The organism is Echinicola sp. 20G, from assembly GCF_015533855.1.
In the GTDB taxonomy this organism is placed as follows: Bacteria; Bacteroidota; Bacteroidia; order Cytophagales; family Cyclobacteriaceae; genus Echinicola.
Genome location: NZ_AP024154.1, coordinates 3,789,278 through 3,802,034, shown reverse-complemented (window position 1 = coordinate 3,802,034; position 12,757 = coordinate 3,789,278). Strand labels below are relative to the sequence as shown.

Genomic DNA, 12,757 nt, shown 5'->3' with positions numbered 1-12,757 from the left:
ATATGAAAGTCATGTATAATTTTAGCATAAAGAGACCACATAAGTTACTTTGGTTCTTTTCTCTTTTTTTTATCCTAAGCCTCGATGCTTTTTCTCAAGGAGTGGGAAAATCTGATAACCCTGCATACAAGCCCTATTTTGACAGCCTAAAAAAAATGGACTATCCATATGCTCTTCCATTTTTAGGTAAACAGGCATATAAGAGAGGATATGATATTTCTTATGCCTATGGAATTAGTGGAGTGTATTTTACTCAAACTCAAGAGATATCCATTGAAAGCACCTCTATCGGCTTTAATGGTAGTGAACAGGTGGACCTAAGTAATGTTATTGATTTTGGTCCAACCATTGCAACCACCAATGCTTATACTGTTCGACCAGATATTTGGTTGTTCCCATTTCTGAACCTTTATGGGATATTAGGAGGAGGTACTACTGAAACACGAGTAAACCTGCTGGCTCCAGTTGGTCTTGAAACTACCCAACGGTTTGAAGCCAGGTCCTTTGGTTTGGGCGCTACTTTAGCTGGGGCTGTTGGTCCCGTTTGGATCGCTTGGGACAATAATTACAATTTTGTAGATGTTGATGTCATAGTAGAACCTATACCTGCATTTAATAGCAGTATTCGGTTTGGTCATACCCTAAGAAATCCAACCTATCCTCAAAAGTCCCTTGCAGTTTGGGTTGGAGTATTCTACCAAAAACTCTCCAATGATACAAGGGGAAGCATTGGTGTTACAGAAATTTTCCCAGGATTTGGAAGCGGAAACTTTATTGGCACCCTTAGGGACTGGTCGGAAACCCTCCCTCCTGCTCAAAGAGTGATCGTAAACCAAATCATTAATGAATTGGAGAATGTTTCTAATAATATAGATTCCGATGGTACCATTGACTATACACTGGAAAAACGTGTAACTGCACCCTTCAACATAATTTTAGGATCCCAATACCAGTTCAACAAAAGATGGATTTTAAGAACTGAATTAGGTGTTTTTGGAAAAAGGAGCCAGTTTATGCTTAACCTAAATTATCGTATTCCTGGTTTTAGAAAAACCACAAAATGATCAAAAAGAAGCAAATATGCTTTGATGCGATATGATTATTGAATGTCCGACAAAAATTAATTTGATATGAAAAAATTAACTTTACTCATTGCTTTATGCCTCATTTCTTTTCAATACCTAATGGCTCAAGAAGACTCCTTGGTTTTCAAAAACAAAAACATCATAGTCGGGGAAATTAAATCCATGGACAAAGGGATCCTGAAAATTGAAACAGACTATAGCGATTCCGATTTTACCATAGAATGGGAAGAAATAATTGAAGTATATTCCAAGCAAAATTATTTGATTTCACTTCAATCAGGCAAGCGGTTAAACGGAAAAATAAATTCCTCTAGCCCTGGTAAAGTATTGATCAATAGTGTAGAACAAGGTGATCTAGAAGTTAATGTGGATGAAATTGTTTTTTTCACCACTTATGAAGATGATTTCTGGAGTCGTCTTTCTGCTTCTGTGGACATAAACTATAGCTTTACGAAAGCCAATAATTTAAAGCAATCAGGGATTACAAGTACGCTAGGTTATGTGGCGTCAAAATGGTCAGCCAATGCAGGATATAACCTCATTCGCTCCAGTCAAGATGATGTGGAACCGACAAGAAGGGAAGACGGTAATTTCTCATTTAAGAAGTTCTTACCTAAAGATTTTTATATTCCCGTGAACTATTCATTTCTATCAAACACTGAGCAGCTACTTGATATACGAAGTAACTTTACAGGGGGTATTGGTAAATATATCTTGCATACCAACAATGCCTACTTCGGTTTGGAAGGTGGTGCTTCCTACGTAAAAGAACGTTATTCAAGCGATGCCCCAACTCAAAATAGCTGGGAGGCTTACTTAGGGTCTGAACTTAATCTATATGATATTGGGGACTTGAACCTTTATTCCCGTGTGGTTATTTATCCAGGTATCACAGAAAAAGGGCGTTTCAGAAGTGATTTTAACTTCAATGCCAAGTATGATCTTCCTTTGGACTTTTACATAAAAGCTGGTTTTACGCTTAACTTTGACAATCAAGCTGTGGAGGGAGCGAGCAGTACCGATTACGTATTACAAACTGGTTTTGGATGGGAATTGTAATGAAAAACTTATTTGGTTCCTTTTAATTGATCAATACAAAAGATTTCGTTGGATTTCAGAAACTTTGACATTTAGAACCATATAACTCATTATGTGACCAGTTTTGCTAAAAACTGGTTTTATTTTTCACACTTAAAATTTATTTTACCCAATTTACTGCTTAATTAAGTAAAACTGGTATGACCTTTGTATTTGTATTATTGAACGCGTAAACCAAATTCAAACTTTAAACAAATCGAACTATGAAAAAGTTACTAATTTTATTCGCAGTAGGTAGTATGATGACTTTAACTTCTTGTGGAAATGATAAAAGTAAAGTGGAAGAAGCTGGAGATAAAGTAGAGGAAACAATGGAAGACGCAGGTGATGCAGTTGAGGATGCTGCAGATGATGTTGAGGACGAAGTTGAAGATGCGACTAATAACTAATCGCAACAAAATTTAAAATAAATAAAAAGAGCGCTGTTAATTCAGCGCTCTTTTTATATCAATCCAAATTAAAGACTTTCAGCGTTAAAAGTATCTCCTTGAGACAAATCTCCTGTATCGAACCCTTTTTTGAACCATCTCATCCTTTGCTCTGATGTTCCATGAGTGAAGGAGTCCGGCACCACCCTTCCTTGTGCCTGTTTTTGCAATCGATCATCTCCAATGGCATTGGCTGCATTTAAAGCTTCCTCAATATCACCCTCATCCAAGATATTTTTCATCTTTTGTGTATGGTGAGCCCAAACACCCGCTAGAAAATCTGCCTGTAACTCCAACTTTACAGACATCTTATTATATTCAGTATCATTCAACTGACTTCTCAATCCATGTACTTCTTCGGTTATACCCAGCAAATGCTGTACATGATGCCCCACTTCATGAGCAATCACATAGGCTTGGGCAAAATCACCAGGAGCATTCAATTGATCTATCATATCACGATAAAAACTCAAGTCCAGGTATAACTGTTCATCAGCACTACAATAAAAAGGACCGCTTGCAGACGAAGCAAAACCACATGCAGACTTAACCTGTCCTGTAAACAAAACCATGGTTGGTTCCCTATAACCCTCCATCAACTGATTCCAAACATCCTCTGTATCGGCCAGTACCACCTTGCTAAACTCTGCCAGTTCTTCTTCTTCCGGAGTTCCTTGATACACTTCAGTTGCTACTCCATTGACCATACCATTACCACCGATAAAATTTTGTAGCAGATTCAAAGGATTGGTTCCGGTCAGCCAAGAAATTAACAAAAACCCGCCAATCAAGATCAGTCCCACTTTGGAAAACAATAATTTGATCAATGGTCCAATGAGCATTGGCGAAATCCCTCTTCCATCAAACCCTCCTGCTGACTGACCTCTTCGGTCATCGACATTGGAACTTTTTCTTCTTCCTTTCCACTTCATATTGATATGGATTTATTAAAACTTTTTTTCTTCTATTAAAATACCAATTTTTATAACGCTTTAAATGTTTTGCTCTATCAAAAATTGATAATTTCTGGTTGTAAGAACTATCTTTTACACTCCGATCAAATGCAATTCCTATGCACTGCTTTATTGCTTACTTTTGGAAGTAAATAGACAATTATGGCACCCCAAGAATTAAAAAATCATAGTTGTAGCTGTGAAACAACAGAACAATCTCGTTCCAAAACCTCCAAGCCCACATCGTTTTTACAAACTTGGGGAACCTTAGTGTTTTGTTTTTTAATGCTGGTGACAGGAATGTTGATGGACCACTATAAGGTTTCTTTCTTTACTGGATGGTTAAGGGTGAGTTGGTATGTCGCTTCTTACTTACCTGTAGCTATTCCCATCTTAAAAAAAGGGTTAAGCTTAATAATAAAAGGAGAAGTGTTTACTGAGTTCTTCTTAATGGGAATAGCCACACTTGGAGCGTTTTTCATTGGTGAGTATCCAGAAGCCGTTGCAGTAATGCTCTTTTATGAATTAGGAGAAAGGTTTCAAGGAATGGCAGTAAGAAAAGCTAAAAGAAATATTCAGTCTCTATTAGATATCAGACCAGAAATAGCCTCGGTAAATAGAAATGGTGAGTGGAAGACGGTGCACCCTGAAGAAGTCCTGTTGGATGAAGTCATTCAAGTCAGACCTGGTGAAAAAGTCCCATTGGATGGTAGAGTCATTGATAAAGGAAGCAGGTTTGACACCTCTGCACTTACTGGAGAAAGTAAGCCAAAAAAATTAGGCAAAGGAGAAGATGTTTTGGCCGGAATGGTCAACCTAGAAAGACGCTTCACTATGACAGTCCATAAAAAATACAATGACAGCTCCATCTCCAAAATACTGGAAATGGTGAGTGCAGCGAGTTCCCGAAAAGCCCAAACAGAACAATTTATACGAAAGTTTGCGAAAGTCTATACCCCTATCGTCACCTATTTGGCTTTAGCTTTAGTTATACTCCCCTATTTCTTTGTCAGTAATTATGTATTTTCAGATTGGTTGTATAGAGCGTTGGTTTTTCTGGTAATTTCCTGCCCATGTGCTTTGGTTGTGTCCATACCATTAGGCTACTTTGGAGGTATCGGAGCTGCCTCAAAAAATGGGATTCTGTTTAAAGGATCTAATTTTTTGGATCGAATGCAAAATATCCAAACCTTGGCGATGGACAAGACAGGCACACTGACAAAGGGAGTCTTTAAAATTCAGGAAATCTCCCCGGAATCAGCAAATACCGAATGGATAAGCCTAGCCGCCAGCCTCGAAAAACACAGTACACATCCTGTTGGAAAAGCCATTTTGGAATATACCGCTGAGCACTCCATTGAAACCTTCCCCGTTAATGAAATGGAAGAAATTTCAGGAAAAGGATTGAGAGGGAAGGTCAATGGAAAAGAAGTGCTAGTAGGCAATTCAAAATTATTTAGTGGAAACCAAATCACGATTCCCAAGCAAACCACTTCAAGCAAAACATCCACCATCTATGTGGCAATTGATGGTCAATATGCAGGCCAAATTAATATTGCTGACAGTTTGAAAGAAGATGCCAAATCCAGCATCCAACTGCTCCGAAGAAAGGGTATTTCTGAAATCGTAATGCTTTCGGGAGACAAAAGTGATGTCACCATAGAATATGCAAAGGAATTGGGACTTGATAAGGCCTATGGTGATTTACTTCCTCAGGATAAAGTCAAGCGAGTGGAGACTCTTAAAGGGAATGGAAAACATACTGTGGCCTTTGTTGGAGACGGTATTAACGATGCTCCTGTACTGGCTTTGGCAGATATTGGAATAGCCATGGGAGGCCTGGGCAGTGATGTAGCCATTGAAACAGCTGATGTGGTAATCCAGACAGATCAACCTTCAAAAATAGCTCAAGCGATTGACATTAGTAAAAAGACCAAAAGCATTGTCTGGCAGAATATAGGTCTGGCATTTTTGACCAAACTGATTGTCTTATCCTTGGGAGCTTTAGGAATGGCTACCATGTGGGCAGCAGTATTTGCAGATGTTGGTGTTGCGATGCTGGCTATCTTAAATGCCATAAGAATACAGCACATGGATTTTAGCCTAAAAATAGTTGATAAATGAAAAGAGCCTGTCTTATAAAACAGGCTCTTTATCGTTATTTCCACCAAAGTTTTGACTGGGACACTCCCATCAAATTTGACATTCTGTAGAGAATTCTCGCACCTACATTTCCATCCCACTCATCTTCTCCTGGCCCAGGAGCAACCTCTACCAAATCAAATCCAACGATCTTCTTTCCTGATTTCACAATAAGTTTCATCAAATACATAATTTGGTCCAACTCAAAACCTCCTGGCACCGGAGTTCCTGTATTAGGGCATAATTTTGGATCGAAGCCATCTATATCGATGGTCACATAGACTTCTCGAGGCAATGAAGCAATTATTCGGTCACAGATAGATCTCCAAGTTCGACCTTCATATAATTGGTCTTTAATTTCATGATCATAAAAAGTGGTGATTCTGTCATCATCCTCTGCCCTTTCTGCCTCATCTTCACAGTAATCGCGAATACCAACTTGAACCAATTTCTCAACCTGGGGAATCTTGAGGAAGTTATGGGCTATGGAAGCATGTGAAAATTCAAAATCTTCATAAGCAACCCTCAAATCAGCATGTGCATCTATCTGCAATACACCAAAACTTGAATATTTTTCGGATAAAGCCTTTACTAACCCTAAAGGAGTACTATGATCTCCGCCCAACAATGCAACTTTTTTACCTTGATTCAGGTAATTCTTGGCCGTTTCATATACCCATGTATTCATTTTCTCACAGGACTTTTTGATCAAATCCGGTACAGCCAAGAAGCGTTCTTTTTCATCTTTGGATTTACCATTTTCGAGCCAGTCTATGTAGTTACCAGCCAAAATCCTATGGTTGGTACTACTAATATGAATATCTTCAGGAATAGGAAGCATATGAATTCCCATAGTCCATGCATCTACAATATCATCCTGAAAAAGGTCAACTTGCGCTGAAGCTTGGAGCACAGCAGCTGGGCCTTCCGCAGTTCCGTGGGCATAGGAAACTGTCACTTCCCAAGGTACTGGAATTATAATCAAAGATGCTGACTCATCATCAAAAGGTAAACCAAAAATACTTCCATGTGAGGCTACTCCATTTGGGTCAAAACTGTCAATAAGTTCCTGTTTTTTACTGCTCATCTTTTTGAATTTGTTTTAATCTGCTAAAAAAGCTTGTATTCTATGTGCTAATTTCGATAAAATACTAACTATAATTTACTTATTATTTGTGAATTTCTGTATATAAAAAAGTGATAATTAAACACTCAATAATCTCATTCCATAAGACTCTTGAACTCAACAAAATAGAATCTGCCATTCAACCTTATTGTAATATTTCCTGCAAGGTCCCCATCCCCCTAGATAGTCCTACTCCCCATTTATCCGCATGAAGTTCAATAACAGCCATCATCCCAGGTGAAAGGCTTATTTGATATTCGTTAGTTAGAAAAGATAACAATGCGCTGATCCCAGGATTATGGCCTACCACCATTACTTTATGAATATCATCAGACAACTTATTTAATACCTTAATGATGTCATCAGTTTCTGCCAAATACAACACTCCCTCTTCTGTATCTTCATGTGGCAAAACAGCATCTCGGATAATTCCCGCAGTCTCCACAGTTCTCGTTGCAGGACTCTTCAGCAAAAGGTCAAATTCAACTTTGCGTTCCTTTAAAACATTAGCTAGTCTCTGGAGTTTATACTTTCCATCTCTTGTAAGTTTGCGCTTGAAATCACCGGACTGACCATAACCATGTTCGGCTTCGCCGTGTCTTAATAAAGTGAGATATTTAGTCATATTACCTTGATATGCATTAAAAATAATTACAATATTACATTGAAATAACCATGCCAAAACCAATATGAGATGGATTATTATTTGGAGGAGAATATAATCGCGTCTATTTTTGGATTTTGTTGAGCATGTTCAAACATTGCTACCAAAGTAAAGAAAACCATTATGCCAAAAAATCTAGTCATTGTCGAATCACCGGCAAAAGCCAAAACAATAGAAGGATATCTCGGAAAAGATTTCAAAGTAGCTTCCAGCTATGGTCACGTCCGGGATCTTCCAAAAGGCGATAAGGCTATTGATATAAAAAACAAATTTCAACCTACCTACGAAGTCACTTCTGACAAGAAAGAAGTAATCAAGCAGCTGAAAAGTTTGGTCAAGGATTCTGAGACCATTTACCTAGCGAGTGACGACGACCGTGAAGGAGAAGCTATTTCTTGGCATCTAAAAGAAGTCCTAAAACTGAAGGATGACAATACCAAAAGAATTGTATTTAGGGAAATCACCAAAAATGCGATTACTAAGGCAATTGAAAACCCAAGATCTATTGACGTGGACTTGGTCAATGCCCAGCAAGCAAGAAGGATTCTAGACAGACTAGTTGGTTTTGAACTATCTCCGGTATTATGGAAGAAAGTAAAAGCAGGGCTATCTGCAGGTAGGGTACAGTCTGTGGCAGTTAGGTTTATAGTAGAAAGAGAGAGAGAGATTGATAAATTTGAATCAAAATCATCTTATAAGATCACTGCCTTATTTGATGTCAAAGGAAAAGTATTAAATGCTGAATTACCTAAGAAGTTTGAAACCCAGGAAGAGGCGGAAGCTTTCTTAAAAGAATGCTTGGATGCTCAGTTTTCCATCAAAAACTTGGAGAAAAAACCTGCTAAAAAGACTCCTGCAGCTCCATTTACTACTTCTACCCTTCAGCAAGAGGCCAGTAGAAAACTCAGTTTCTCAGTTGCTCAAACCATGACCATTGCCCAGCGACTTTATGAAGCTGGTAAGATTACCTATATGAGGACTGACAGTGTCAACCTCTCCCAGGAGGCCATGGAAAGTGCCAAAAACCAAATCCAATCTGCTTTTGGCAGTGAATACCATAAAGCCAGAACCTATACTTCCAAATCAGAAGGTGCCCAAGAAGCTCACGAAGCCATCCGGCCCACCAATTTCAGTAACCTGGAAGCTGGGGGTGACCGCAATGAGGAAAGACTTTATGAGCTCATTTGGAAAAGGGCCATTGCTTCGCAAATGGCTGATGCACAACTTGAAAAAACACATGTAAGCATCGCTATTAGCAATTCTGATCTTACTTTAAGTGCAACTGGAGAAGTCATTAAATTTGAAGGCTTTTTGAAAGTGTACTTAGAAAGTACAGATGATGAAGATGAGGATGACGATGCAGGAAATAGAGGTCTATTGCCTCCTTTGACTATTGGTCAAGAGCTTGATCTGAATGAAATGAAAGCCAGACAAAGCTTTACCAGACCTCCAGCCAGATATACAGAGGCTTCTTTAGTGAAGAAACTGGAAGAAATGGGGATAGGTAGACCTTCCACCTATGCGCCAACCATATCCACAATCCAAAAGAGGAATTACGTCATTAAAGAGTCTAGGGATGGCAAGCCACGTAATTACACCGAAATGATTATCAAAGGAGGTGAATTTACCAAAGCTGAAAAGACCGAAAACGCCGGATCTGACAAAAACAAACTCTTCCCTACCAATATTGCCATGGTGGTCAATGACTTTTTGGTAGAGCATTTCCCTAATGTCATTGATTTTAAATTTACCGCCAAGGTAGAAAAGGAATTTGATGACATTGCCCACGGCTTACAACAATGGGATGATATGATTGAAAATTTCTACAGTAGGTTCCATGGCACTGTAGAAGAAGCCGAAACAGTAGAAAGAGCCAATGTAAGCTCTTCCCGTGAATTGGGTAAGGACCCTAAAACCGGAAAACCTATCATCGCCAGATTAGGTAAATTTGGACCTTTGGTTCAAATCGGTGACCAAGAAGATGAAGAAAAACAGTTTGCCAGTCTAAAAAAAGGTCAGTTCATCGAAAGTATCACCCTTGAAGATGCCTTGGAATTGTTCAAGCTTCCCCGAGATGTGGGCATGTTTGAAGACAAGAAAATTGTAGCAGCCATAGGAAGGTTTGGACCATACATCAGACATGACAGCAAATTTGTATCATTGGGCAAAGAGCTAGACCCTCTGAGCATCACAGAAGAAGAAGCTATCCAACTCATCAAGGACAAGCGAGAGGCAGATGCCAAAAAGCATATCAAGACATTCGAAGAAAATCCGGATATTCAAATTCTGAATGGTAGATGGGGGCCATATATCAAGTTTGGCAAAAACAACTTTAAAATCCCAAAAGACAAAGTTGCAGAAGACCTTAGCTATGATGAAACCATTGAGATCATAGAAAACCAACCTGAAAAGAAAAAAGGAAGGTTTGCCAAAAAGAAAAAATAATCAAAAACCGAGGTAGAACGCCTCGGTTTTATTTTTTCATCCAATTAGATTTGCCGTTAATTCACTAAATTAACCCATTGTGCTAGTTGGTTGAAGTCTTTCAATTTAAATGTCATTGTTGCGGGGAGGTCGACACAGCTGCGAGGCGGCGATGGCCTTGTGGGAAGAAGCTTTAGCTGTGTCTTGATTTTTCTTTGCTTCGTTTCTTTTCATCTAAGGAAAAGAAATGAAGAGTAAAACCTAGGAAACAAACTTAATTGCTAGAAAAAACACTTCCAATTGTCAGATTTTAGAATATTATTTCAAATAATTAATTTTGCTAAATTATAGAACCAGCACAACAGGTAAAATTAATTCTATCTATATCAACTTCAAGAATTACTACCATGAAAAAGAAACTTGTTGTACTCACTGGAGCAGGAATTTCGGCAGAAAGTGGTATCAAAACTTTCAGAGATAGTAACGGCTTATGGGAAGGGCATGATGTCATGGAAGTAGCAAGCCCTCAAGGATGGCACAAAAACAGGGCCTTGGTGCTTGACTTCTATAACCAGAGGAGAAAGCAGGCTTTGGAAGTCGCTCCAAATGCAGCCCATTATGGCCTTGCCCAACTCGAAAAGGACTATGAAGTTACCATTGTCACCCAAAATGTAGACAATTTGCATGAACGCGCAGGTTCAAATCATGTAATTCACCTTCATGGAGAACTTTTCAAATCCCAAAGTACCCTAGACCCCAGCTTGATCTATGACATGAAGCATTGGGAAATCAAGGAAGGAGACAAATGTGAAAAAGGCAGTCAACTTAGGCCATTTATAGTCTGGTTTGGGGAAATGGTTCCGATGATGGAGCCTGCCATTGAAGCAACGCAAGAAGCAGATATATTTGCTGTGGTTGGAACATCCATGTTGGTTTATCCTGCTGCAAGTCTTATTCAATATGCTTCTTCTTCTATTCCAAAATTCATAATTGATGTAAAGATTCCTGAAATTGGATTTGTTGATAATTTGACAGCCATCGAAGATCAAGCCAGTTCAGGTGTACAAAAAATGATTCAATTACTCCAATTAAAAGCGTAGAATCGATGAAATCTATACTTCATAAAGCTCACACACGAGGCCATGCCAATCATGGTTGGCTAGATAGCCATCATACTTTCAGCTTTGCCAATTATTACGACCCGGAAAGAATACACTTTGGCATGCTCAGAGTGCTCAATGATGATCAGGTAGCACCAGGAATGGGATTTGGGGCTCATCCTCACGAAAATATGGAAATCATCTCTATCCCCCTTGAAGGTGACCTAAAGCACCGCGACAGCATGGGCAATACCACAGTAATCAAAGAAGGAGATATACAAGTCATGAGTGCAGGAACCGGCATTACGCATAGCGAGTATAACAAGAATAAAGACAAAGCGGTTAAGTTCCTCCAAATCTGGATTATTCCTAACAAGAGAAATGTCAAGCCTAGGTATGATCAAATAACACTGGATATTTCTTCACTTAAAAACAGGTTGGCTCAGATCCTTTCACCTTCCGCAAATGATGAAGGAGTTTGGATCTATCAAAATGCCTGGTTTCATTTAGGTGACTTGGAAAGTGGAATTTCCCTCACCTATTCTTTAAAATCACCTGAAAACAATGGCGTGTATATTTTTCTATTAGAAGGCCAGTTAGAAATCAACGGGCAAGAAATTTCCCGAAGAGATGGCATGGGTATATGGGATACAAAAAGCTTAGAACTAAAAGCGCTAGATAAATCTAAAGTACTTTTGATGGAAGTCCCAATGGGCTAATGATCAGAGGACTTTGCTTTATCAATCAGGACTTATTCATTGTTCTCAAGCAAACAAACACCTACAAAAGACCAGTCCAACTCTAACCAAACATAAAGTAAGAAGGTGGCCCATTTATTTTTTATAAATGTGAATCGTCGATTAAGTTTTAATTGAGTATAAAGGGAGTGAAAGTTTATATTCCTTTCACTCCCATCTATAATCAAAACACACTTTTCAAGCTGTAGGTATTAGCACAATCACATCCAATAGACCTGTAAATGCTGCCCAAATGATAAGTGCAAGCAGCATTTGGTAAATATGGTTAAATGTTCTCATGGGAATCTTTTAATTTTCAATTAGAGCTTCATTGTTGTCCTAAAGTAATTGGTATTCTTCAGGTGGAAACCCCATCTGTTAACTGCTAGACTTTCAACTAAAGCTACAAATACCTTATTATTCAGATTCAGCTTTTCTCATCCAACTAAGAACAAAAGTGATGGAATAGCCAATTGTAAAGACAATAAGACCAAACAATGGTGAAAGCAAAAAGATTTTCAGCCCCCCGGCAATGATCGCAGGATCTGCAGCGCCACCTGTGGCCTCCAAGGCATCAAAACCTTGGATCAACCCCAATATGCTATTGGCAAAAGAAATCACCAATCCTAACAGCACCGCTTGATTGATAAGTCTCTTGTATTTTAAAAACAGAGATGCTTCACTCTTCAAATGGGTAAAAGCTTTAAAGGTGAAAAAAATCGCCAATGTCAAACAGGCTAAAATCATTGTCATCCCACCAACTCCACCTTCAACAAACCTATCAAAAATAAAAAAGCCCATTGTTTGACCTAGAATAGTTGTTATTAAATTCATGTCATTTATTTTTTGTTACACTGCAATGGTAGTAAAATTGATAACATCCCCTTAGCAAATGCGATGAATCACCAAACAAGATCAGAGAACGGCAAGTTAATGCCGTTTTTCTATTATCATTCAGTTTAGCAAGTTACTTATCCTCCTAAATCAGTCAACCATCGTA

General features: G+C 38.7%; 11 protein-coding genes. 7 read left to right on the top strand and 4 right to left on the bottom strand.

Going from position 1 to position 12,757, the window contains the following annotated elements:
- Positions 1-2: 2 nt before the first annotated feature.
- From JL001_RS15585 to JL001_RS15575, 3 genes are all read left to right on the top strand, one after another.
- A complete protein-coding gene (locus JL001_RS15585; RefSeq protein ID WP_236252841.1) occupies positions 3-1,064 on the top strand; it encodes a hypothetical protein in 1,062 nt (353 codons plus the stop codon).
- A gap of 66 nt (positions 1,065-1,130) precedes the next feature.
- Complete coding sequence (locus JL001_RS15580) at positions 1,131-2,144, top strand: DUF481 domain-containing protein (protein WP_200977679.1); 1,014 nt, start codon at positions 1,131-1,133, stop codon at positions 2,142-2,144.
- Positions 2,145-2,386: 242 nt separating this feature from the next.
- Positions 2,387-2,572 (top strand): hypothetical protein, encoded by a 186-nt coding sequence (locus JL001_RS15575; protein WP_200977677.1) that lies wholly within the window; start codon positions 2,387-2,389, stop codon positions 2,570-2,572.
- Between the two features lie 68 nt (positions 2,573-2,640).
- On the opposite strand, the gene JL001_RS15570 is transcribed toward JL001_RS15575, so the two are convergent.
- Positions 2,641-3,543, bottom strand: a complete 903-nt coding sequence (locus tag JL001_RS15570) for a neutral zinc metallopeptidase (protein ID WP_200977675.1) — start codon at positions 3,541-3,543, stop codon at positions 2,641-2,643.
- 291 nt (positions 3,544-3,834) lie between these two features.
- On the opposite strand from JL001_RS15570, the gene JL001_RS15565 reads away from it, so the two are divergent.
- Positions 3,835-5,688 carry a heavy metal translocating P-type ATPase gene (locus tag JL001_RS15565; protein ID WP_236252840.1) on the top strand — a complete coding sequence of 618 codons (1,854 nt, stop codon included), beginning with the start codon at positions 3,835-3,837 and terminating at the stop codon, positions 5,686-5,688.
- A gap of 34 nt (positions 5,689-5,722) precedes the next feature.
- On the opposite strand, the gene JL001_RS15560 is transcribed toward JL001_RS15565, so the two are convergent.
- Together JL001_RS15560 and sixA are read right to left on the bottom strand one after the other, a co-directional pair.
- Positions 5,723-6,793, bottom strand: a complete 1,071-nt coding sequence (locus JL001_RS15560) for an agmatinase family protein (protein WP_200977671.1) — start codon at positions 6,791-6,793, stop codon at positions 5,723-5,725.
- Between the two features lie 184 nt (positions 6,794-6,977).
- A complete protein-coding gene (sixA, locus tag JL001_RS15555) occupies positions 6,978-7,457 on the bottom strand; it encodes a phosphohistidine phosphatase SixA (protein WP_200977669.1) in 480 nt (159 codons plus the stop codon).
- Between the two features lie 162 nt (positions 7,458-7,619).
- Between sixA and topA the strand changes: the two genes are divergently transcribed.
- The 3 genes from topA (at position 7,620) to JL001_RS15540 (ending at position 11,739) form a co-directional block, all read left to right on the top strand.
- Positions 7,620-9,941, top strand: coding sequence for a type I DNA topoisomerase (gene topA, locus JL001_RS15550; RefSeq protein WP_200977667.1), 2,322 nt, complete (start codon positions 7,620-7,622; stop codon positions 9,939-9,941).
- Positions 9,942-10,327: 386 nt separating this feature from the next.
- On the top strand, positions 10,328-11,020 hold the full coding sequence (locus JL001_RS15545) for an NAD-dependent deacylase (protein WP_200977665.1): 693 nt from the start codon (positions 10,328-10,330) through the stop codon (positions 11,018-11,020).
- Positions 11,021-11,025: 5 nt separating this feature from the next.
- The gene (locus tag JL001_RS15540) at positions 11,026-11,739 is read left to right on the top strand and encodes a pirin family protein (protein WP_200977663.1); all 714 of its coding nucleotides are present in this window, start codon (positions 11,026-11,028) and stop codon (positions 11,737-11,739) included.
- 435 nt (positions 11,740-12,174) lie between these two features.
- Here the strand turns inward: JL001_RS15540 and JL001_RS15535 are convergent, their stop codons facing one another.
- Complete coding sequence (locus tag JL001_RS15535) at positions 12,175-12,591, bottom strand: hypothetical protein (RefSeq protein WP_200977661.1); 417 nt, start codon at positions 12,589-12,591, stop codon at positions 12,175-12,177.
- Positions 12,592-12,757: the final 166 nt, after the last annotated feature.

Bases quoted from the DNA above. Each gene is read 5' to 3' on its own strand.
- JL001_RS15540 (WP_200977663.1), top strand. From the start codon at position 11,026: ATGAAATCTATACTTCATAAAGCTCACACACGAGGCCATGCCAATCAT.
- JL001_RS15545 (WP_200977665.1), top strand. From the start codon at position 10,328: ATGAAAAAGAAACTTGTTGTACTCACTGGAGCAGGAATTTCGGCAGAA.
- JL001_RS15560 (WP_200977671.1), bottom strand. From the start codon at position 6,793: ATGAGCAGTAAAAAACAGGAACTTATTGACAGTTTTGACCCAAATGGA.
- JL001_RS15535 (WP_200977661.1), bottom strand. From the start codon at position 12,591: ATGAATTTAATAACAACTATTCTAGGTCAAACAATGGGCTTTTTTATT.
- topA (WP_200977667.1), top strand. From the start codon at position 7,620: ATGCCAAAAAATCTAGTCATTGTCGAATCACCGGCAAAAGCCAAAACA.
- JL001_RS15580 (WP_200977679.1), top strand. From the start codon at position 1,131: ATGAAAAAATTAACTTTACTCATTGCTTTATGCCTCATTTCTTTTCAA.
- JL001_RS15585 (WP_236252841.1), top strand. From the start codon at position 3: ATGAAAGTCATGTATAATTTTAGCATAAAGAGACCACATAAGTTACTT.
- JL001_RS15570 (WP_200977675.1), bottom strand. From the start codon at position 3,543: ATGAAGTGGAAAGGAAGAAGAAAAAGTTCCAATGTCGATGACCGAAGA.
- JL001_RS15575 (WP_200977677.1), top strand. From the start codon at position 2,387: ATGAAAAAGTTACTAATTTTATTCGCAGTAGGTAGTATGATGACTTTA.
- sixA (WP_200977669.1), bottom strand. From the start codon at position 7,457: ATGACTAAATATCTCACTTTATTAAGACACGGCGAAGCCGAACATGGT.